General features: G+C 56.0%; 20 protein-coding genes and 2 tRNA genes. 3 read left to right on the top strand and 19 right to left on the bottom strand.

All coding sequences use genetic code 11. The annotated features are described in order from the left end of the window. Positions 1 to 141: 141 nt before the first annotated feature. Complete coding sequence (locus tag B5E62_RS02485) at positions 142 to 1,242, top strand: pyridoxal phosphate-dependent aminotransferase (protein ID WP_087173171.1); 1,101 nt, start codon at positions 142 to 144, stop codon at positions 1,240 to 1,242. 7 nt (positions 1,243 to 1,249) lie between these two features. Here B5E62_RS02485 and metA read toward each other — a convergent pair whose 3' ends face one another. The 7 genes from metA to B5E62_RS02450 form a co-directional block, all read right to left on the bottom strand. Then, positions 1,250 to 2,170 carry a homoserine O-acetyltransferase MetA gene (gene metA / locus B5E62_RS02480; protein ID WP_087173170.1) on the bottom strand — a complete coding sequence of 307 codons (921 nt, stop codon included), beginning with the start codon at positions 2,168 to 2,170 and terminating at the stop codon, positions 1,250 to 1,252. A gap of 3 nt (positions 2,171 to 2,173) precedes the next feature. Then, positions 2,174 to 3,619, bottom strand: a complete 1,446-nt coding sequence (locus tag B5E62_RS02475) for an AI-2E family transporter (protein WP_242957689.1) — start codon at positions 3,617 to 3,619, stop codon at positions 2,174 to 2,176. Between the two features lie 141 nt (positions 3,620 to 3,760). After that, positions 3,761 to 4,129 carry a DUF1540 domain-containing protein gene (locus B5E62_RS02470; RefSeq protein ID WP_087173169.1) on the bottom strand — a complete coding sequence of 123 codons (369 nt, stop codon included), beginning with the start codon at positions 4,127 to 4,129 and terminating at the stop codon, positions 3,761 to 3,763. Positions 4,130 to 4,197: 68 nt separating this feature from the next. Beyond that, positions 4,198 to 4,626 (bottom strand): acyl-CoA thioesterase, encoded by a 429-nt coding sequence (locus tag B5E62_RS02465; RefSeq protein WP_087173168.1) that lies wholly within the window; start codon positions 4,624 to 4,626, stop codon positions 4,198 to 4,200. Next, the gene (locus B5E62_RS02460; protein WP_087173257.1) at positions 4,626 to 5,489 is read right to left on the bottom strand and encodes an aldo/keto reductase; all 864 of its coding nucleotides are present in this window, start codon (positions 5,487 to 5,489) and stop codon (positions 4,626 to 4,628) included. Before B5E62_RS02460 ends, B5E62_RS02465 begins: the two co-directional genes overlap by 1 nt. An 11-nt stretch (positions 5,490 to 5,500) precedes the next feature. Then, on the bottom strand, positions 5,501 to 6,214 hold the full coding sequence (locus B5E62_RS02455) for a YdcF family protein (RefSeq protein ID WP_162610246.1): 714 nt from the start codon (positions 6,212 to 6,214) through the stop codon (positions 5,501 to 5,503). Position 6,215: 1 nt separating this feature from the next. Further along, positions 6,216 to 6,719 (bottom strand): SEC-C metal-binding domain-containing protein, encoded by a 504-nt coding sequence (locus tag B5E62_RS02450; RefSeq protein ID WP_087173166.1) that lies wholly within the window; start codon positions 6,717 to 6,719, stop codon positions 6,216 to 6,218. A gap of 218 nt (positions 6,720 to 6,937) precedes the next feature. Here B5E62_RS02450 and B5E62_RS02445 point away from each other — a divergent pair, with 218 nt between their 5' ends. Beyond that, on the top strand, positions 6,938 to 7,216 hold the full coding sequence (locus tag B5E62_RS02445) for a hypothetical protein (protein ID WP_087173165.1): 279 nt from the start codon (positions 6,938 to 6,940) through the stop codon (positions 7,214 to 7,216). Here the strand turns inward: B5E62_RS02445 and B5E62_RS17015 are convergent. The 4 genes from B5E62_RS17015 to cls form a co-directional block, all read right to left on the bottom strand. Beyond that, positions 7,207 to 7,362, bottom strand: coding sequence for a hypothetical protein (locus B5E62_RS17015; protein WP_164488597.1), 156 nt, complete (start codon positions 7,360 to 7,362; stop codon positions 7,207 to 7,209). The genes B5E62_RS02445 and B5E62_RS17015 overlap by 10 nt on opposite strands. A 180-nt stretch (positions 7,363 to 7,542) precedes the next feature. Next, positions 7,543 to 9,072, bottom strand: a complete 1,530-nt coding sequence (locus B5E62_RS02440; protein ID WP_087173164.1) for a sodium:solute symporter family protein — start codon at positions 9,070 to 9,072, stop codon at positions 7,543 to 7,545. A gap of 224 nt (positions 9,073 to 9,296) precedes the next feature. Continuing rightward, a complete protein-coding gene (locus B5E62_RS02435) occupies positions 9,297 to 10,577 on the bottom strand; it encodes an adenylosuccinate synthase (protein WP_087173163.1) in 1,281 nt (426 codons plus the stop codon). A 117-nt stretch (positions 10,578 to 10,694) separates the two neighbouring features. After that, positions 10,695 to 12,254 (bottom strand): cardiolipin synthase, encoded by a 1,560-nt coding sequence (gene cls, locus B5E62_RS02430; protein ID WP_087173162.1) that lies wholly within the window; start codon positions 12,252 to 12,254, stop codon positions 10,695 to 10,697. 175 nt (positions 12,255 to 12,429) lie between these two features. Here cls and B5E62_RS02425 point away from each other — a divergent pair, with 175 nt between their 5' ends. Then, positions 12,430 to 12,729: a hypothetical protein gene (locus B5E62_RS02425; RefSeq protein WP_087173161.1), complete on the top strand. Its 300-nt coding sequence runs from the start codon at positions 12,430 to 12,432 to the stop codon at positions 12,727 to 12,729. A gap of 95 nt (positions 12,730 to 12,824) precedes the next feature. Here the strand turns inward: B5E62_RS02425 and pdxR are convergent, their stop codons facing one another. The 8 genes from pdxR to B5E62_RS02385 all read right to left on the bottom strand — a co-directional run bounded on the left by pdxR (position 12,825) and on the right by B5E62_RS02385 (position 20,237). Further along, positions 12,825 to 14,225 carry a MocR-like pyridoxine biosynthesis transcription factor PdxR gene (gene pdxR / locus B5E62_RS02420; protein ID WP_087173160.1) on the bottom strand — a complete coding sequence of 467 codons (1,401 nt, stop codon included), beginning with the start codon at positions 14,223 to 14,225 and terminating at the stop codon, positions 12,825 to 12,827. Between the two features lie 4 nt (positions 14,226 to 14,229). After that, positions 14,230 to 15,897, bottom strand: coding sequence for a glutamine--tRNA ligase/YqeY domain fusion protein (locus B5E62_RS02415; protein WP_087173159.1), 1,668 nt, complete (start codon positions 15,895 to 15,897; stop codon positions 14,230 to 14,232). Positions 15,898 to 16,020: 123 nt separating this feature from the next. Beyond that, positions 16,021 to 17,520 (bottom strand): polysaccharide deacetylase family protein, encoded by a 1,500-nt coding sequence (locus B5E62_RS02410; RefSeq protein ID WP_087173158.1) that lies wholly within the window; start codon positions 17,518 to 17,520, stop codon positions 16,021 to 16,023. 134 nt (positions 17,521 to 17,654) lie between these two features. Continuing rightward, positions 17,655 to 17,727: transfer RNA gene (locus tag B5E62_RS02405), tRNA-Ala, on the bottom strand. Positions 17,728 to 17,759: 32 nt separating this feature from the next. Further along, a tRNA-Thr gene (locus tag B5E62_RS02400) sits at positions 17,760 to 17,832 on the bottom strand. Continuing rightward, complete coding sequence (locus tag B5E62_RS02395; protein ID WP_087173157.1) at positions 17,815 to 18,018, bottom strand: hypothetical protein; 204 nt, start codon at positions 18,016 to 18,018, stop codon at positions 17,815 to 17,817. The genes B5E62_RS02400 and B5E62_RS02395 overlap by 18 nt, the downstream gene beginning before the upstream one ends. Further along, positions 17,976 to 19,298: a hemolysin family protein gene (locus B5E62_RS02390; protein ID WP_087173156.1), complete on the bottom strand. Its 1,323-nt coding sequence runs from the start codon at positions 19,296 to 19,298 to the stop codon at positions 17,976 to 17,978. Before B5E62_RS02390 ends, B5E62_RS02395 begins: the two co-directional genes overlap by 43 nt. Before the next feature lie 312 nt (positions 19,299 to 19,610). Then, positions 19,611 to 20,237: a sigma-70 family RNA polymerase sigma factor gene (locus B5E62_RS02385; protein WP_087173155.1), complete on the bottom strand. Its 627-nt coding sequence runs from the start codon at positions 20,235 to 20,237 to the stop codon at positions 19,611 to 19,613. Positions 20,238 to 20,256: the final 19 nt, after the last annotated feature.

Genomic DNA, 20,256 nt, shown 5'->3' with positions numbered 1-20,256 from the left:
CCTCTTCTTGCATCGCCTTTATTAGACATACTATAATAGATTATATCATTACTGTGTTCATAATAGCAATGCTGTAATCTGAAAATCTGGAAGAATATAAGGGAATAAAGAAAAATCCAGGAGAAAACAGGAGGAATATACATGAAAAACACAGAACGCCCTGCCTTCCACGGCAGCGACCTGGAGCAGATTGAAAAATATTACCACATCAAAAAGGAGGAGATCACCGGCTTCGGGGCAAATGTCAATCCCCTGGGCCTGTCCCCCTCTGTAAAAGCAGCCCTGGCAGAAAACCTGGACGTCATCAGCCGCTATCCCGACCGGGGCTACGCCTCCCTGAAGGCCGCTATCTCGGACTACTGCCAGATTCCCACCTCGTTTGTTGCTGTGGGAAACGGCTCCACGGAGCTCATCTCTCTCCTCATCAGCCAGCGCAGGGCCCGCCACGCGGTGGTCATCGGCCCCACCTACTCGGAGTACCAGCGGGAGCTTGAGCTGACCGGTGGCCAGATCACCGCCTATGACCTGAAGGAGGAGGACCGATTTGAGCTGGACATCCCGGACCTCCTTGCGTTTCTCCCGGAGGACGCGGACCTGGTCATCCTGTGCAACCCCAACAATCCCACCTCCTCCGCCGTCACCCAGGAGAGGCTCAGGGCCCTGGCGGGCGCCTGCCGGGCGCGGGGCATCTTCGTCATGGTGGATGAGACCTACGTGGAGTTCGCCCCCAATCCCGGCCTGATCACCGCCGTCCCTCTCACCCGGGACTTTGACAACCTGATGGTGATACGGGGCGTGTCCAAATTCTTCGCCGCCCCGGGCCTGCGCCTTGGCTACGGGATCACCGGGAACAAGGCCTTCCTTGCGTCCCTGGCGATCCACCAGAACCCCTGGAGCGTCAGCAGCATCGCCGCCCTGGCGGGGGAGCTGATGCTGAGGGACGCCCCCTACATCGGGAAGACCCGGCGGCTCATCGGCTCCGAGAGGGAGCGCCTCACGGGCATCCTCTCCGGCTTTAGCCACGCCCGGATCTACACCCCTTACGCCAACTTCATCCTGGTGCGTATCTTAAAGGAGGGGCTCTCCTCCTTCCAGGTCTTCGAGGCAGCCATCCGGCGGGGCATGATGATACGGGACTGCTCCTCCTTTGAGAGCCTGGAGGGCGAGTACATCCGCTTCTGCGTCATGCTGCCGGAGGACAACGACCGGCTGATGGCTTGCCTGGCCGAGCTGCTTGCATGAACGAGCTCTAAAACGGCGTCCCGATCATATTGTAGGGCGTCACCTGGTACACGTAGTAATTCAGCCAGTTGGTGTACAGGTTGTTGCCGTGGGCTCGCCAGGTCAGGAGGGGCTTGTTCTGGGGATCGTCATCCGGGTAGTAGTTCTCCGGCATCTCAATGGGAAGTCCCTTGGCCAGGTCCCTCTTGTACTCCCCGTCCAGGGTGACCCTGTCGTACTCCGGGTGGCCCATGACAAAGATCTGGCGCCCGTCCTGAGCCATGGAGAGGAAAGCTCCCGCCTTCTCCGACTCAGCCAGGATGGTGATCCTGCCGTCCGCGCGTATCCTGTCCGCCGGCACATCCGTGTGCCTGGAGTGAGGTGCGAGGAACACATCGTCAAATCCCCTCACGAGAGGGATCTTGCGGTTCAGCACCCTGTGTCTGAAGACGCCGAACAGCTTCTTCTCCAGGGGCACCTTGTCTATCCCGTAGTGGTAGTAGAGGGCCGCCTGGGCTCCCCAGCACAGGTGGAGGGTGGAGGTCACATGGGTCTTTGTCCACTCCATGATCTCCGTCAGCTCCTCCCAGTAGTCCACCTCCTCAAAGGGCATCTGCTCCACCGGGGCCCCGGTGATGATAAAACCGTCAAACTTCTGGTCCCTGACATCCCGAAAAGGCAGATAGAACTTGTTCAGATGGCTGGTGGACGTGTTCTTGGACTGGTGGCTGGACACGTTGATGAACACCACATCTATCTGAAGGGGCGTGTTGGACATAGAGCGCAGGATCTGGAGCTCCGTGTCCTCCTTCAGCGGCATCAGGTTCAGAAGCCCGATGCGGATGGGCCGGATGTCCTGGTGGGTAGCCCGGTGCTCGTCCATCACAAAGATATTCTCCTGCTCCAGTATCTCTTTTACCGGAAGATCATTCTGTACTCGAATTGGCATATATTACTCTCCTTTGTCAGTTTTCTTTCCTTCTTCCCCTCTCCTGCCGCTCTCCTTTCCCGGAGAGGGCTCCTGAGAGCGGACATAGGTTCCGTTGTCATCTACATAGCTCATCTCGTCATAGTAATCCGAGTGGCTGGGGAGCTGCTTCTTCTCCAGACGGCTGTTGATGAACATCTGTATGATGTAGTAGACCACTCCAAAGAGAGGCACTCCGATCAGCATTCCCACAAATCCAAACAGTCCGCCTCCAAGGAAGATAGCGAAGATCACCCAGAACGCCGACAGTCCCGTAGTGTTCCCCAGGATCTTCGGCTCAATGAAATTGCCGTCCACCTGCTGCAGTATGATAATGAATATAATGAAGGAGATCCCCTTCACCGGGTCGGCCAGCAGGATCAGCACGGCGCTGGGGACCCCGCCGATATAGGGGCCAAAGAAAGGAATGATGTTCGTCACTCCCACCACCACGCTCACCAGTACCGCATAGGGAATGTTCAGCAGGGAGATACCGACAAAGCACAGCACGCCCACCAGCGCGGCATCGATGATCTTCCCTATGATGAACGCTCCAAATATCTCATTCGTCTTTCCCGCCAGATGGAGCAGGCTGTTCGCATAGTGGGCAGGCAGGAGGGCGTACACGGTCTTCTTACCCTGCCGGAGGAATTTTTCCTTGCTGAAGAGTATGTACACAGAGACGATCACGCCCACGAGTATGTTGAACAGCTCACTGACTACATTGATCACACCCTCCGTCAGGCTATACATGATCTCATTGACACGGCCCAGCAGGTCCGTGCGGAGCCAGGACTGGACCATGGATGTCCCCTCCTGCACCGCCGCCTTGAACACCTCGCCCACAGTGGAGTCGTGCGAGTACAGGCGGTTCATGTGGGATACCAGGTCATTCATCTGCCCGGGGAGGGCGATCACCAGGTCCCTGATGCTCTTATACAGCTCCGGTATAAGGAGATTAAACAGGGCCGCCACCATGAGGACCAGAAAGATGACTGCCAGAGTGATGCCCACGGACCGCGACAGCTTTTCTCCCTTTTCCGGTCTCTCAAACCTGGCTCTGAGCACCGGGGCAAGGCGCTCGTCCACCTTCTCCACGATGGGGTCCAAAAGATAGGCGATGATCAGTCCGTACAGGACCGGTTTGAGCACATCCACGATCCTCCAGAGGACGTCTGTCAGGTTGGTGGCACGGAGCAGGGCAAAGTAGAATATGATGCTGGCCGCCACGACAAGGAAATAGGTTATGCCCTTTCCGAACTGCTGCCGGAGCCAGGAAGCGCCCCTGGTCCCTATGCGCAGCCTGTCCGCATAGTGTCCGCCGGCACTGCCCCTTTCCCGCTTCTCCTCTGTCCCGCCTCCACCTGGCCCTGTCCCCGGGACTCTGGACTCTGCAGTTTTCTTTTCCGTTTCCTTCTTCATCTTACTCATGGATTCCCTTCTTTCTCATACCGCACTTACAAATTATTATAGCGATCCGCCTCCGAAAAAGCAACGAAGAAAGGAAGGGCCGAAGCCCTTCCCTTGCCCTTTCTCTGTTTATCCAGCGCGCTCCTGCTGAAGGCTTTAGTCTCAGCAGGCAAATGTAGCGCACGCTGTCTGACTGCTCTGACTGGCGTTTCCGCCCTCCACGCTGATCTTTCCGGCATGGCACTGGCAGCTGTCATTGTACTTGCACTGGACTGCCTGACAGTCCACACAGCTGCAGGCTGAAGCGCTTCCCATACTCTTTCCCGCCCCCGTTCCGGCGGCGCCGCTGTAGGAATTGCTGTAGGAGCCGGCAGCGGAATCGATCCGGGATGCCCCTCTTTCCTGGAAGCTGTCGCAGCTTGTCTCCTCAGCCTTTTTGGCGGAATTTCCTCCCACCTGGATCTTGTCCAGGGTGCAGTAGTAATCCTGATTGTGCATGCAGGTCTGCACGGTGCATTTTAATTCTGGCATTGATACTACCTCCTTTATCTGTTTATCAGAGCTAGTATCTGCACTATTTTCGAAAAATATTCTGTCTTTTACTTTTCCTGTCCTGCCACCTCGAGAAAAAGAGCGTGGATATCCGGGTGATCCTTTTTCAGGGACACGGGGCGCCCCTTTTCATTTAAAAAGCAGTGCTTTGTCAGCCCCCGGCAGTGGACCATACCGGTCTCCTCATCTGTCACCTCGTACTCCAGGGTCAGCTTGATGCCATTGTACTCCTTCATCCTGGTCCGGATGGACACAGTATCCCCAAAGTGGACCATCCGCAGATAATCCGCCTCCACGCCCAGGACCGGGCTGGCTATCCCCAGCTCCTCCATCCTGTCGTAGCCCATGCCCATCTGCTCCATAAGATCGACCCTGGCCTCCTCGAACCAGCGGATATAGTTGGAATGATGGACGACTCTCATCTGGTCCGTCTCGTAATACTGCACCTTATGTCTGTATTCCCGTATCTCTCTCATTATCTCTCACTCCCTCGTATGGAACCGGCGTCCGGATGCTGTCCCGACCAGCCGGTCTGGGGCATGGTCCCCAGTCTGTACATATCCTCCTCTTTGATCTCAAACCCGAACACATCCTGGTTCTGCTCCATCCGCTCCATGGCGGAGGACTTGGGCAGGGGCACAACACCTCTCTGGATGGCGTAGCGGATACACAGCTGGGCCACAGAGACGCCGTACTGTGCGGCCATCTCCTGCAGCATCTCATTGTCCAGCAGGGCTCTCCTTCCAATGGGGCTCCAGGCCTGCACCAGGATCCCCTTCTCCTGGCAGTACCGGACCGTCATCTCCTGGGTGTAGCCGGGGTGGAACTCGATCTGGTCCACCGCCGGTCGGACGCGGCAGTCCTCCAGCAGGTTCTCAATGTGATGGGGGAGGAAGTTGCTCACGCCGATCGCCCTGACTTTTCCCTCCTCGTACAGCTCCTCCAGCCCTCTCCAGGTCTCTTTATCCAGCCGTTTCCAGTCCCTGTATCCCTCCTCCGGCAGCGGCCAGTGGATCAGGTAGAGGTCCAGGTAATCGGTCTCCAGAGCCTCCAGTGACTGCCGGAAGGCCTCCTTTACCTTTTCGTACCCCATCTGGGTCTTCCAGGCCTTGGACGCGATAAAAAACTCTTTCCTCGGGATGCCGCTCCTGCGTATGGCCTCCGCCAGATACTCCTCGGTCCCGTAGAAGGAGGCGGTGTCAAAATACCGGTACCCGGCCTCAATAGCCATCTCTATGATATCCGCGCTCTTTCCGTCCGCCGCCTTGTAGGTGCCGTAGCCAAGACAGGGATTCTCCACTCCGTTGTTCAAAGTGTAGCAGTCGTACATATTTTTCATATTCTTCTCCTTTATCTGCAGATCCACATCTTCCAGACCGCAAAAAATTCTCTTGTCACGTAGTTCAAAAACAGCACCGGACTGCTGGGCGCCGGGATAGCCCGGGGATCTTCGTAGCCTGTCCTCCTGGCATACTCCTTTGCCCTGTACATGTGGAAATTGTTTGTCACGACTCCCACCGGCGCTGACCTGTCCGGTATGAGGGAACGGGAAAAGGCGAAATTTTCCCTGGTGGATGTGGACTTCTCTTCCAGGAGCAGCCTGTCCGGGCTGATCCCTCTTGCCCGCATATACTCTCCCATGGCTCCTGCCTCACTGACCGCCTCCCCCTTCCCCTGTCCGCCGGACAGGACCGCCACCGCATCCGGATGCTCCTCCAGGTAGGAAACAGCTGCGTCCAGGCGCCGGCGCAGGGAGAGAGTGACCCTTGTCCCCTGGATCTGGGCGCCCAGGACGATGATGAAGGGGCAGTCCGCCTCCCGGTCCGGGCGCATCCCCAGAAGGATGCGCAGCTCCACCAGCACAAATACAAAAAGGGCAATGGAAAAGGAACTCTCCACTGCCAGCGCCAGCCAGCGGGGGCCGGCAAGGACGGCCCCGTGCCCGAGAAGGCACACGGCCCCGGCCCCGGGCCAGAACCCGGCAAAGGTAGAATTCCACTTTCCCATCGCCTTACAGATGATCAGATAATATGCCAGACAGAAAACCGCCGCTGTCAGTATCATCTTATCTTCCGCAGCAGTGCTTATATTTCTTTCCGCTTCCGCAGGGGCAGGGATCATTGCGCCCTATCTTCTTCGGCTTGCGGACCGTGCCCGACTCCTTCTGCTCCTTGTAGAGTGCCCTTCTCTCCTCCTCCGTGAAAATATCATCCCACTGGGGTAGCTCGTAAAGCCAGTCCGCCTTGGCGGCGACCATGTTCTTATATAACAGGGCTTTGTCATACACAAGGTTCACCTGCGTGTCTTCATCCATGGTCTCAATGGGGTTTGGCACCTTCAGGCTCTCGTCAATGCCATCCAGAAAGCCCACCATGGTCATGACGCTGTGGCCGAATCTCTCCGCCAGCTCCTTGACTGTGCCATGTACCTCCTCGTCCGGGTTGGAGAGCAGCTTCTCATAGATTTCCTTTTCGATCTGAAAATAGGAAGCCCAGAACTTCTGAAGCTGGCCTCTGTCTGCCTTCTCATTGTAAGCGGTAGCCCGCCACTGTTCCAGTAATGTACTCATTTTTATACTCCTTTGTGCGCCTGCCCGAGCAGGTTTTTTTCTGTGCAAGCCCTATTATATACTATTTTCCCCGATTTTCAAAGAGGATGGATTTGATTTTTTAACGGTTTCCCGATATAATGATGCCAGGATTGCGGGAGTGCGCTGCACGGAGCAATCCCCGGGCATCGCAGCCTCGGTTTTTGTCCCAGCATCGTTTCAGAAAGGAGCCCTTCACAATGGAAAAGATCAGACGGATCCTGGCGGCCTGCGGGGCCGTTCTCCTCGTTGTCATGTACGGCAGCACCCTGTTCTTCGCGGTCACCGACCATTCACAGACCATGGGCCTTCTGAAGGCCTCCATCGTCTGCACCTTTGTCATCCCCGTTCTCCTGTACGCCTACACGCTGGTGTACCGGACCCTTCAGTCCGGGCGTCCTCCCCTCGATGAGGAGAACCGCCCCAAAAAGGAGGGAAAAGAGGCAGAAGCAGCTGACCCCGGTCAGGATCAGACGTAAAGTCCGGCCCACATCCAGGCCGGGCTTGTTTCTTTCTTGCGGCCTCTTCCTCTCTGCTGTGCCTCCTTTATCTTCTGTCTCTTGCTCAAGTATTCTTCCATGGAAATCGCTTCCTGGCTGATGTCTTTTCTCTCGCTGTTTCTCATGACGCATACCTCCACTTCTACTTATCTATACTCCATACTCCGATTTCCCGGCTCTATTATTATATTGCCGGCATTGTGTTTTTATGACTTTTTTTCTATGCTGGTACTATACTTCACAAATGTGTCTTCTGTATGGAGAGAACCTAAAATAAAAGTAAGGAATTTCTTAAAAAAGTATTGTCACTTTTCCTCCAGGGAATGCTTTTTCCTGATCACCACCGTCTCATCGTAACAGGCAAATATCTTCTCAACATGCTCCCTGTCCGGCGCAGGCGTCAGAAGGCTGAAGACCGGCACGATGACCATGCCCGCCACCATGGCCAGCGCTCCCGCGTTGATGGGGGACTCGATATATCCTATGACCATATTGGACACGGTGATCCCCACGCCCGCGATAAAGCTGGCCCACACGGCTGCCTTTGTGGTCCTCTTCCAGTACAGGCCGTAGAGGAAGGGAGCCAGGAAGGCACCTGCCAGAGCGCCCCAGGAAATCCCCATGAGCTGTGCGATGAAGGCCGGCGGGTCCAGAGCCAGCACAACGGACAGAAGGATAAAGAACACGATCAAAAGCTGCATGACCACGATCTGCTTTTTCTCTCCCATCTTTTTCATCACCGTATCCTTCAGGAAATCCAGGGTCAGGGTGGAGCTGGATGTGAGGACAAGGGAGGACAGGGTTGACATGGAGGCCGACAGCACCAGGATCACTACAATGCCCACCAGGATGTCCGGCAGTCCCGACAGCATAAAGGGAATGATGCTGTCGTACACGACAGAGCCGTCCGCCCCGTAGATATCCGGGGAGTCAAAGAGACGTCCGAAGCCGCCCAGGAAGTAGCATCCGCCGGACACCACAATGGCAAACACCGTGGAGATGATGGTCCCTGTCTGGACCGACTTCTCGTCCCGGATGGTGTAAAACTTGTGGATCATCTGGGGAAGTCCCCAGGTCCCCAGGGAGGTCAGCACGATCACTCCCAGCAGGTTTAGGGGGTCCGGTCCAAAGAAGGAAGTGAAGGCGCCAGGCTGGCCCATTGTCGCCTCCACATCGCTGGGGATCTGCGCCATCCTTCCCACCGCCTCCATGAAGCCGCCCTGGCCGGAGAGCACAGCCGCTATGACCGCCACGATGCCTGCCAGCATGATGATCCCCTGGATGAAGTCATTGATGGCTGTGGCCATGTATCCCCCCAGGATCACGTACACGGCCGTGATCACCGCCATGAGGATAACACACCACTCGTAGGGAATGCTGAAGGCCATCCCGAAGAGCCGGGACAGGCCGTTGTAGATAGATGCCGTGTAGGGCACGAGGAAGATGAACACGATGGCCGAGGCCGCTATCTTCAGCCGCCGGCTCCCGTACCTCTCTCCGAAGAAATCCGGCATGGTCCTGGATCTCAGGTGCTGGCTCATGACGCGGGTCCTCCTTCCCAGGATGACCCAGGCGAGAAGGCTTCCGATGACCGCGTTCCCTATCCCGATCCAGGTGGAGGCAAGACCGTATTTCCATCCGAACTGGCCTGCGTATCCCACAAACACGACCGCTGAGAAATAGGAGGTCCCGTAGGCGAATGCCGTCAGCCACGGCCCCACCGACCGCCCTCCCAGCACAAATCCGTCTACACTGCCCGCATGTCTCCTGGCGCAGATCCCCACTGCCACCATGACGATAAAAAACAACAGCAGGATCACAAGCTTGATGATCATTTTGTCTCCTCCTCGCTTCACTTCTGTTTGTCTGCGGCACTTTAAACCGCAACGCTTTAAAGCACTAAATTATTTCTCTAAAAGAATACCATAGCCCGGGCGGTCCTGTCAACACAAAAATGTCTGACAGCAAAACGCATGAAGCCGCTCATTTAAAAAGCCCACACAGGCTGTCAGCTGTGTGGGCAAAATATTTTTTCAACCATATAAACAGATCCGTGCTGCTATCTGTTTCTGTAGATAATGTCGCCTCTTCCCGGTCCGTTGGATATCATGGTGATGGGGTATCCGATCTCCTTCTCGATGAACTCGATGTAGCCCCTGCAGTTCTCCGGCAGGTCCTCATACTTCTTGATGCCCCGGATATCGCACTTCCATCCGGGAAGCTTTTTCAGGACAGGCTTTGCCTTCTCCAAAAGATGAGTGGTGGGGAACTCTGTTGTCACTTCCCCGTCGATCTCATAGCCAACACAGACCGGTATCTCATCCAGATAGCCCAGCACGTCCAGCACCGTGAAGGCCACGTCCGTGGTCCCCTGGAGCCTGCAGCCGTACTTGGAGGCCACGCAGTCGAACCAGCCCATGCGCCTCGGGCGTCCCGTTGTGGCTCCGAACTCTCCGCCGTCTCCTCCACGGCGTCTCAGCTCGTCCGCCTCCTCGCCGAATATCTCACTCACGAAGGCGCCGGCGCCGACAGCGCTGGAGTAGGCCTTGCACACGGTGATGATCTGTTTGATCTCATAGGGCGGGATGCCGGCTCCGATGGCGCCGTAGCCTGCCAGGGTGGAGGAGGATGTGACCATGGGGTAGATGCCGTGGTCCGGGTCCTTCAGGGAGCCGAGCTGTCCCTCCAGCAGGATTTCCTTTCCCTCCCTGAGTGCGTTGTAAAGGTAGAGTGATACATTGCACACATAGGGCTCGACCATCTCTTTGTACTCTTTCAGTTCTCTATAAAGGTCAGCAGGATCGATCAATGGTTTATGGTACAGATGCTCAAGCAGCACGTTCTTCTGCTCTGCCACCCGGACGGTCTTCTCCTTGAGCAGCTCATCATCAAAGAGCTCGCTCACCTGGAATCCGATCTTTGCGTATTTGTCTGAGTAGAAGGGCGCGATACCGGATTTCGTGGACCCGAAGGACTTGCCTCCAAGTCTCTCCTCCTCGTAGGCGTCAAAATCCTTGTGGTAGGACATCACGATCTGCGCTCTGTCTGACACGAGGATCTTCGGCATGGGGACTCCCTTCTCGATGATGGACTGGATCTCTCCGAAAAGCCTGGGGATATCCAGTGCGACCCCGTTGCCGATGATGCTTGTGGTGTGACTGTAAAACACACCGGAAGGCAGTGTGTGGAGCGCAAATTTACCGTAATCATTTATGATGGTGTGTCCTGCGTTGGCGCCGCCCTGGAAACGGACGATTATATCCGCGTTCTCCCCCAGCATGTCGGTAATCTTGCCCTTACCTTCATCGCCCCAGTTCGCACCTACTACTGCTTTTACCATTATCCATTCCTCCTGTGTATCATTTACATTAGTGGCTCACAAACAGCCATAAGCATTATACTATATTTTCCCTCTGTTGTACAACCTTTATTTCCCGAAGCCTCCTGCAAGGGCCTTCTACATGAGAGGAGCAAACAGCCTGAGCACCTGCCCCGCTATCTTGGAGAACAGGCTCCGGCCCCGCAGCTCCACAAGGCTCACCTTGTGGCATTTCATGAGAGTCTCCTGGAAATCCCTCTCCACCCGGTCCACCACAGAATTGTTGTATATGAACACGCCGCACTCAAAATGCAGGTAGAGGCTCCTGTAGTCCAGGTTGATGGTCCCAACCGTGGCCGTGTCATCGTCTGACACGAACACCTTGGCGTGGACAAATCCCGGCTTGTACTCGTAGATCTGGACTCCCGCCCGGATGAGCTCCCTGTAGTAGGTCTTGGCCACCACAAAGGCATACCATTTGTCCGGAATGTGGGGCATGATGATGATGACCTCGATACCGCTCTTGGCGGCCCTTGTCAGGGTGGTGATCATCTCATTGTCCAGTATGAGGTATGGGGTCATGATGTGCACATACTTCTTCGCATGGTTCAGGATATGGAAGTACACCTCCTCACCCACATTCTCATCGTCAAAGGGGCTGTCCCCGTAGGGGAGCACATACCCCAGCTCCCTGCGGAGGCCCTGGCGTCTGGGCGTGAGGTATCTCCCGTAGTGCTCCTCCTCCCTCTCGTCCACGTTCCACATCTGCAGGAAGAGCATGGTCAGGCTCTGGACCGCGTCCCCCCTCAGCATGACAGCCGTGTCCTTCCAGTGGCCGAACCTCTCCTTCCGGTTGATGTACTCGTCCCCCAGATTGATGCCTCCCGTGAAGCCCACCCGGCCGTCAATGACGCATATCTTGCGGTGGTCCCTGTTGTTCTGCACCGTGGACAGGAAGGGCTTGATGGGGTTCATCATCTTGCAGCGGATCCCCTTTCGCTCCAGCTCCTGCGGGTATTCATAGGGCAGGTTGGAGATGGCGCAGGTACCGTCGTACATGAAGCGCACCTCTACCCCCTCCCTCGCCTTCTGCACGAGGATCTTCAGGATAGTGTCCCACATGTAGCCCTTCTCCACGATAAAGTATTCCATAAAAATATACTTCCTGGCCTTCTTCAGCTCCGGGACAAGGGCCTCGAATTTGTCCTCGCCCAGCGGAAAGTAGGTCACCTCCGTGTTGCGGTATGTGGGAAATCCCATGTGGTGGGCCAGATAGTAGGCCAGGTTGGCATTGGCCGGCTTGCTGGCACGCAGAGCGTCCACCACGTCCATGTCCTGCATCATATAGGGATCTGTCTCTATCTTCAGGGTGGCCAGCCTCTTCCCCATCCACCGGACTCCCACCTGAGTCTTCACATATATATAAAACAATGTGCCCACTGCAGGAAAAGCCATGACGCAGAGCATCCACGTCATCTTGAACGCGGGGTTGCCCTCTGCGTTGATGATGTAGATCAGCACCACGACTCCTACTACCCTGAGCGTACCGTTGATAAACAGTGCGTATGACTGTAGCAGATTGGTTGTCACTATAAAAAGTCCAAGCTGTATCAGGATCAGAAGAAGAATAAATCCTGTACGGCTGAATATGATCCTGGAAAGCCCTGACTTTGCCTTTCCCGGTTCGTTCTTTCCCATAAAGTCCTCCTTATCTTGTCTGACGGAATATAGTGTAACACACTTTCCCGGCCGCCACAACCGGACCCATGCCCGGAATTTCGCCAGTATTTGTATGTTTCCCCTTTCTTTTTTTGTTCAAAAGTATTACAATGTATCATAACATACACGCAGTTTGCAGAAAGGAGTCATGAGTATGTCTAAATGGATAAAACGCGTGCTTGGTCTGGCCGCCGTGGGAAGCGCCGCTGCCGGACTTTATTTTTATCTGAAAAAAGCTTCTTCAGATAACAAAGAGGAAGATATGGATGAGTTTGAGGATGAGGATTTTGACCTTGACAACGATCTGAAGCCCGTCGGGGACCGGGAGTACGTTCCGCTCAACACTCCCGCAAAGGAGAGCGGAGAAGCAAAAATGGACAGCGAGCCGGAGGAGGACAGCAAGGAGGAGGCTCCCCGGGCGGAATCCGGCAGCGAGGATAACGAGGACGCATAAGAGGCGCAAAGGACACACAGACCGGGAGCCCTTCCGGATGATCTGCACAGATCACCGGGAGGGCTCCCTTTCTATCCCTTCATTTCTGCCCGCAGCTATTTTTTCCATATCCCGCAAAGTATCCCGCACGCCTCCCTGATCTGCCCCTCAGGCATGTTCGCATAGCCAAGGAGGATGACCGCCTCCCTGCCGGGCTCTCCCACGATATAGTCCGACATGCCGTACACCCTTATATCACAGGCCGCAGCCTTCTCGATCAGCTCTTTTTCCGTCCTCCCGTCATCGAAGTGGAGAAGGAGGTGGACCCCCGCGTTCTCGCCGGATATCCGGCAGGTCGCTGCCAGGGGCTTCAGCCCCGCTATGAGCTGGTCGTGCCTGCCCCGGTACAGGGCCCGGGTCTTGTTGAGATGGCGCTCATAGTATCCGCCCTCCAGGAAACGGCACATGATGAGCTGGTCCACCTTGGACACAGTGGAGTTGATGAACCCCAGCTTCCTCCCGTACTCCCTGCACAGAGGCTCCGGAAGGACCATGTAGCTCAAACGGATGGCCGGGGCGATGGACTTGGAAAAGGTTCCCAGGTATATGACCTTCTCCCTGGCGTCAAATCCCTGCAGTGCCGGGATGGGCTTACCCTTGTACCGGAATTCACTGTCATAGTCGTCCTCCACAATGTACCTGCCGCTCTCCGCCTCCGCCCAGGCCAGCAGCTCCATCCGCCGGCGGATGGGCATGACGATCCCGGTGGGATACTGGTGTGAGGGAGTCACATAGGCGATGTCCGCCCCCGACTCCTCCAAAAGACGGGTGTCCATCCCTCTCTTGTCCATCCGGATAGGGCAGACCCTGTAGGACTGGCTCCGAAACAGCCGGTAGGCCTGCATGTAGGTGGGATTCTCCACGGCAATGACATGGTCCCGCCCGAGCAGCGAGGCCAGGAGCATGAGGAGATAGTCGCTGCCGGCGCCCACGATCACCTGGCCCGGCGAGCAGTTCACCCCTCTGGCCTGGTAAAGGTAGCTGCAGATGGCTCTGCGGAACTCGTACTCTCCCTGGGGTTCTCCCAGCCGGAAGAGCTCTGTCCGGTCATCCATCAGCACTTCCCTGGACAGCTTCCGCCAGACGTTGTAGGGAAAGCTGTTCAGATCCACTCCGTTTGGCGTAAAGTCAAAGCGGTACCCGGAGACTTTCTCAGTCTCCCGCTCCTGCTCGTCCCTGGCCGGAGCCTGCTCCAGATGCCACAGGTCCTCCACCTCCGCCACAAAATATCCCCTGTACGGGGCTGCCTCGACATATCCCTCTGACAGGAGCTGCTCGTAGGCCATCTCCACCGTGCTCCTGCTGACCTCCAGATGGCTGCACAGGGCCCGGGTGGACGGCAGCTTCTCCCCGCAGGAGATCCTGCCTGTCCGTATATTTTCTTTTATATAGCTGTAAATCTGCTCATACAGCGGCACGCCGCTGTGTGGCTGCAGATGGATCGTAAGCTCGTTCATATTCTTATTTAGGCAGCTTGAAGGAGCTCTTCAGGGATACGATACGGTTGAACACGAGAGCATCCGGCTCTGAATCCCTGGCGTCGATACAGAAGTAGCCGTTTCTCACAAACTGGAAGCTGTCGTAGGCCTTCGCATCCTGGAAGCTGGGCTCCACATAGCAGTTTTTCCGGATTTCCAGGGAGTGCGGATTCAGATTCAGGGAACCATCCTCCTTGTTGTACACACCCTTCTCCTCGTCGATCAGGTTTTCATAGAGACGCACTTCCGCCTTCTGCGCGCAGGAGGCCGGTACCCAGTGAATGGTGCCTTTGACCTTTCTTCCCGTAAAGCCGGATCCGGCCTTTGTCTCCGGGTCGTAGGTGGCATGGACCACAGTCACATTGCCCTCCTCGTCGGTCTCGTAGCCCACGCACTTCACGAAATAGGCGTGCATCAGGCGCACCTCATTGCCCGGGAAGAGGCGGAAATATTTTTTCGGAGGCTCGATCATGAAATCCTCCCGCTCGATGTACAGCTCCCGCTCAAAAGGAAGCTGGCGCATTCCCAGTTCTTCGTTCTCCAGGTTATTGGCTACATCCAGGTACTCTCTTTCTCCCTCCGGATAGTTGTCGATCACCAGCCTGATGGGGTCCAGCACGGCCATCATGCGGGGCCGCTTCATCTTCAGGTCCTCCCTGATGCAGTACTCCAGCATCGCATAGTCCACAGAACTCTGGCTCTTGGACACACCGCACATCTCCACGAACATCTTGATGGACTCCGGCGTAAATCCTCTCCTTCGCAGCGCCGCGATCGACACAAGGCGGGGGTCGTCCCATCCGTCCACAATGCCCTCCTGCACCAGCTTCTTGATGTAGCGCTTGCCAGTCACCACGTTGGTCAGGTAGAGCTTGGCAAACTCGATCTGGCGGGGCGCCGGGTCAAACTCACACTCTCTTACCACCCAGTCGTAGAGCGGTCTGTGATCCTCAAATTCCAGCGTACAGATAGAGTGGGTGATCTTCTCCACTGCGTCCTCGATCGGGTGAGCGAAATCATACATGGGGTAGATGCACCACTTGTCCCCCGTATTGTGGTGGGTCATATGGGCTACTCGGTAGATAATGGGGTCGCGCATGTTGATGTTGGGCGACGCCATGTCGATCTTGGCGCGCAGCACTTTCTCCCCATCTTTGTACTCCCCGTTCTTCATAGCCTCAAACAGGGCCAGGTTCTCCTCCACCGAGCGGTCCCTGTAGGGGCTGTTCTTTCCGGGCTCTGTGAGAGTCCCTCTGTACTGCCTGATCTCCTCCGGGCTCAGGTCACAGACATAGGCCTTCCCCTTTTTGATCAGCTTCACCGCGCACTCGTACATGATGTCAAAATAATCAGAGGCAAAGTACAGATGTTCCCCATACTCTGCACCCAGCCACTGCACATCTGCCTTGATGGACTCCACAAACTCCATATCTTCTTTCATGGGGTTTGTGTCGTCAAAGCGCAGGTGGAATTTTCCGCCGTACTTCTGCGCCAGCCCGTAATTTAAAAGGATGGACTTGGCATGTCCGATGTGGAGATACCCGTTCGGCTCCGGCGGGAATCGGGTGCACACATTGTCGTACACTCCCTCTCTGAGATCTTTGTCGATCTCCTGCTCAATAAAATTTTTAGAAACCACTTCTTCTCCCATGTCAACCTCCTGATAACAATAATTGCTCTGGTCATGAAGAATATCTTACCATACTTCCCGTCAATCCACAAGCACAAGACAGAAGGTCTGCCGGGAAAAGGCGCCGGGCCGCCGTCACCCCCGCTAGAAGTCCGTATAGCTCTTTCCGTTGACGAGGGCAGCGCTCTTTGCCGCCGCCAGCTCTGACACCGTCACAAGCTGATAGCCCGCCTCCTGGAGCTTTGGTATGAGCTCCAGGGCCGCATCCACAGACTCTGTATGTATATCGTGCATGAGGATGATGTCGCCGTCGTCCACAGAGCTCATGACCGTGTCCACCGTCTTTTTGGCATCCCTTGTCTTCCAGTCCAGCGTGTCGATGTTCCACAGGATCATGGGCATGCCCACATTCCCGGACACGGTGCTGTTGATGGCCCCGTAGGGCGGGCGCATGACTGTGGCGGAGGTCCCGGCCGCCTCCCGTATCCTGTCGTTCGTCCTCTGGATCTGGGAGGACACGGCCCCCGCGTCCAGCTTAGTCAGGTCCGCGTGGTCATAGGAGTGGTTCCCCAGCTCGCACCCCGTGTCCTTCATCCGCTTTACCAGCTCCGGATAGGAGGGGACCTTCTCCCCAAGCATGAAAAAGGTGGCGTGGGCGCCGTACTTTTTCAGCTGATCCAGTATCTCCCCCGTCCGCTTTCCCGGACCGTCGTCAAAGGTGAGCGCCACCATGGGCCGGGAGGGATCCACCCGACTCTCTTTCACGGAGAGGAATTTCCCGTCCCCGCCAAAGGAATAGAGGGAGAGGCCCATGGAGACATCCCCCACGGCCATCCTTCCATCCTGTCCGAAGTAATATCTGTTCCCGTCTATTTCCTGCCAGCCGGTGAGCGCGCGGCCGTCCGCTCCCAGGTAATATCTGCCGTCCTCCCCGTCCTTCCACTGGCCGGCCTCCATGGCGCCGCTGTCGTCAAAGAAGTACCTGGCCCCGGCAATTTCCCGCCAGCCAACCGCTTTCTTCCCGGCGGAGTCAAAATAGTAGCTCTTTTTCTGCCAGGTGACAAATCCGTCCGTGACCCAGGAACCGTCGTAGCGCTGAAATCTTTCATCCTTCCACCTGCCCACCGGGTTCTTGACTGTCAGCGTGCCTTCCCGCACCTGGAGCTGCACTTTCTTTCTCCAGTCCTTTCCCAGCTTTTCCTTCAGCTCTCTGTCCAGCTCGATCCGCACAGGATAGGTCCCCTCCATGGACAGGTCCGCGTCGCACACAAGGGAGATCCCCTCCCCTTTCTCCAGCCGGCGCACCAGCTCCTCTGCCGTGAGCTTCTTCTTTTTGTCCAGGCGTATCCTCTTATTGTACCTTTCCGTGTCCGAGGTGACCTCCGCGAGCAGGGGCGGCTGCCCCTCTCCCACATAGACCTCCCGGTCCGACGCCGAAATCTGTATCCTGGCACGCCGCCCGAAGCCGGACAGGGCAAAGACAGCACCCGCGGCTCCGGCACAGGTGAACAGGATGGCCGCGGCCACCAGCAGCCTGACCGCAAGACTCCTCCGTCTCCTCCTGTGTATCCGCCCTCTTTCTCTTTCGCTTCCATGTATCCGCCTTTTCGCCCCTGTCCCAACGCTGCTCCTCTTTCTGTTCATCGGCCCTGCTCATCCTCCCCAGCATACTTTACTTTATCTTCGACAGAGTATAGCCTGATCCGACAGGAACCACAAGAGGAGCAAAGAATACTTAAGAAATGTAAAGAAATTCTTAAATTTTCGCACAAAAAAAATGGAGCATACGGGATTTGAACCCGTGACCTCCACACTGCCAGTGTGGCGCGCTCCCAACTGCGCTAATGCCCCATTCAACAATATGAATTCCATATAGATGGAAAAGCTGCCTAGCGGACTTGAACCGCCGACCTCCGCCTTACCAAGGCGACGCTCTACCTACTGAGCCAAGGCAGCATATATTCTGTAAGCAACATGAACAATATACAATATTACGCCGTACTTGTCAATGACTTTTTTGAAAATCTCTCCTTCTGCTCCTTTTGCTTCAGGCCCGGGGGAGCATCCGCAGTCCAGCATCTGCTCCCCTGCCCCTGTTTTTATCTTTTCTCCGGCTCCTCCTCCGCTTTTTCCTTCTTCCACACGACCGCTTCCTTGATCCGGTGGTTCTCCACAGCCAGGACCCGTATCTCCAGGTCGTCCGTGCTGCACACAAAGGTCTCTCCGTTCTCCGGGATCCGGTCTATGACGCCGCAGATATAGCCTCCAAAGGTGTCGTAATCCTGGGCGGGAAGGTCCACCTTCAGCTCCTCCGACACGTCCTCCACGTCTGCGCCGCCCTGGATGCGCCACTGGCTGTCGGCGATCTTCACGATATCCTCCGGCTCCTCCTCCTCGTCCGGCTCGTAGAGGTCTCCCACAAGGGATTCCATCAGGTCGTGGAGGGTGATGATGCCGCTGACGCCGCCGTACTCATCCACAAGCACGGCGAAGTAGACGCGCTTCTTCTTCATATTCTGGAACAGGTTGTTTGCCTTCATGGTCTCCGGCACAAACCAGGCCTTCTCCACTGCATTTGCCATGACCTTCTCCCTGCCCTTGTCCTCCAGGCGGAAATAGTCCTTTGTGTCGAGCACGCCCACAATGTCCTCCTGGTTCTCGTTGCAGACCGGATAGTGGGTGTGTCTGGTGGAGTGGATGAGCGTCTCCCACTCCTTCATATCCTCGTCCAGATACAGGCAGTCCATATCCACCCTGTGGGTACATATCTGTTCCACGGAAATATCATCAAACTCGAATACATTGCGGATCATCTCGCTCTCCTCGCTGTCGATATTTCCCTGGGCGTTGCCCTCCATAAGGAGCATGCGGATCTCCTCCTCCGTCACCTGCTCCTCCTCTTCCTCCGGGTTGATGTGCAGGAGACGCAGCACCCCGTTGGTGGATTTGGTCAACAGGAACACAAGGGGGGCGAACGCCTTGGACACCCCGTACAGGAGACCGGACAGCAAGAGGGAGAGCTGCTCCGACTTCTTCATGGCGATACGCTTTGGCACTAGCTCGCCGAACACAAGGCTGAAGTAGGCCAGTATGACTGTGATGACAACAAGGGCCACCGTCCTCACCACCCGCTCCGGCACATCCACTCCCATGCTGATGATCCAGTCTGAGAGAGGGCCTGAAAAGCTGTCCGCCGCGAAGGCGCTTCCCAGCTGTCCGGCCAGGGTGATGGCCACCTGGATGGTGGACAGGAATTTGGCGGGCTGCTCTGTCAGCGTGTACAGATGGCGGGCCCGCCGGTCCCCGTCCTCCGCCATTTTTTTCAGTTTTGTCTCATTCATGGAGATCACGGCGATCTCCGCGCTTGCGAAGATAGCGTTGAGCGCTATCAGCACAACCTGCAATATTAATGGTCCAACCATTTCTTTCTTAATCCTCCCGATCGATCATTGAAATCATACAGTAATATCGCAAAAGGGTATGACCTGCAGGCCCCGCTCCGTTCCGGCGCGCGCCTGCAGATCATACCCTTATCTATTCATGATATCACATGGATCATTCTCTACCTGTGCACACAATGCTGCCGCACACACTGTCATCTGAAAGCATGTACAGCTCTCAGTGTCACTGTCATCGTCCATGTATGTAATCACACCTTTCTTTGCTGCATTCTCCCGGCATTTATCAGATTTATACCGGATTGATAAATAAAATATCACACTTCCGGCCGTCTGTCAATCTTCCCCCTCCTCACTGCGCAGGATCTTCTGCGTCTTTGCCTTGATCCTCTGGATGGCATTGTCCACAGTCTTGGGGCTTTTGTCCAGCAGCCTTGCTATTGTCCGGTAGTCTGTCCCCAGAAGGTGGAGATAGAGGACCCTCCTCTCCAGATCGCTCAGGGCTCCCTCCAGCTCCTCCTCGATCCTCCTTGCGTTGTCCTTTCCGAGGAAGGCCTGCTCCGGGTCGCTCTCCGTGCCGGCCTGGATGGTATCCATCAGCTTGGCTCCCTCCCCTTCCTCCGGGTCCTCCTTCTCGTAGAAGGAGATATAGGAATTCAGGGGACTGTGCTTCTTTCTCCTGGACGCCTCTATGGCGCTGTAGAGCTGCCTCCTGACGCAGAGCCTGGCAAAGCTGTAAAAGGAGGCCTCCTGGGCCGCGTCATAATCCTGGACCGCCTTGAACAGGCCGATCATCCCCTCCTGGATGAGGTCGTCGTTCTCTCCTCCCAGAAGATACATGGCCTTGGCCTCCTTTTTGACCAGTCCCTTATATTTTTCCATCAGGTAGTCTGTGATCGCCCGGTCTCCCTCCCGGAGCCTGCATATCAGCTGCTCATCTGTCATCTGTTCATACTGGGGCATACTGTCTTCCTTTCCAATC

Origin of the sequence: Lachnoclostridium sp. An118 (assembly GCF_002160985.1) — a bacterium.
GTDB classification, from domain to species: Bacteria; Bacillota; Clostridia; order Lachnospirales; family Lachnospiraceae; genus Claveliimonas; species Claveliimonas stercoravium.
This window is presented reverse-complemented; position numbering and strand designations above follow the sequence as displayed.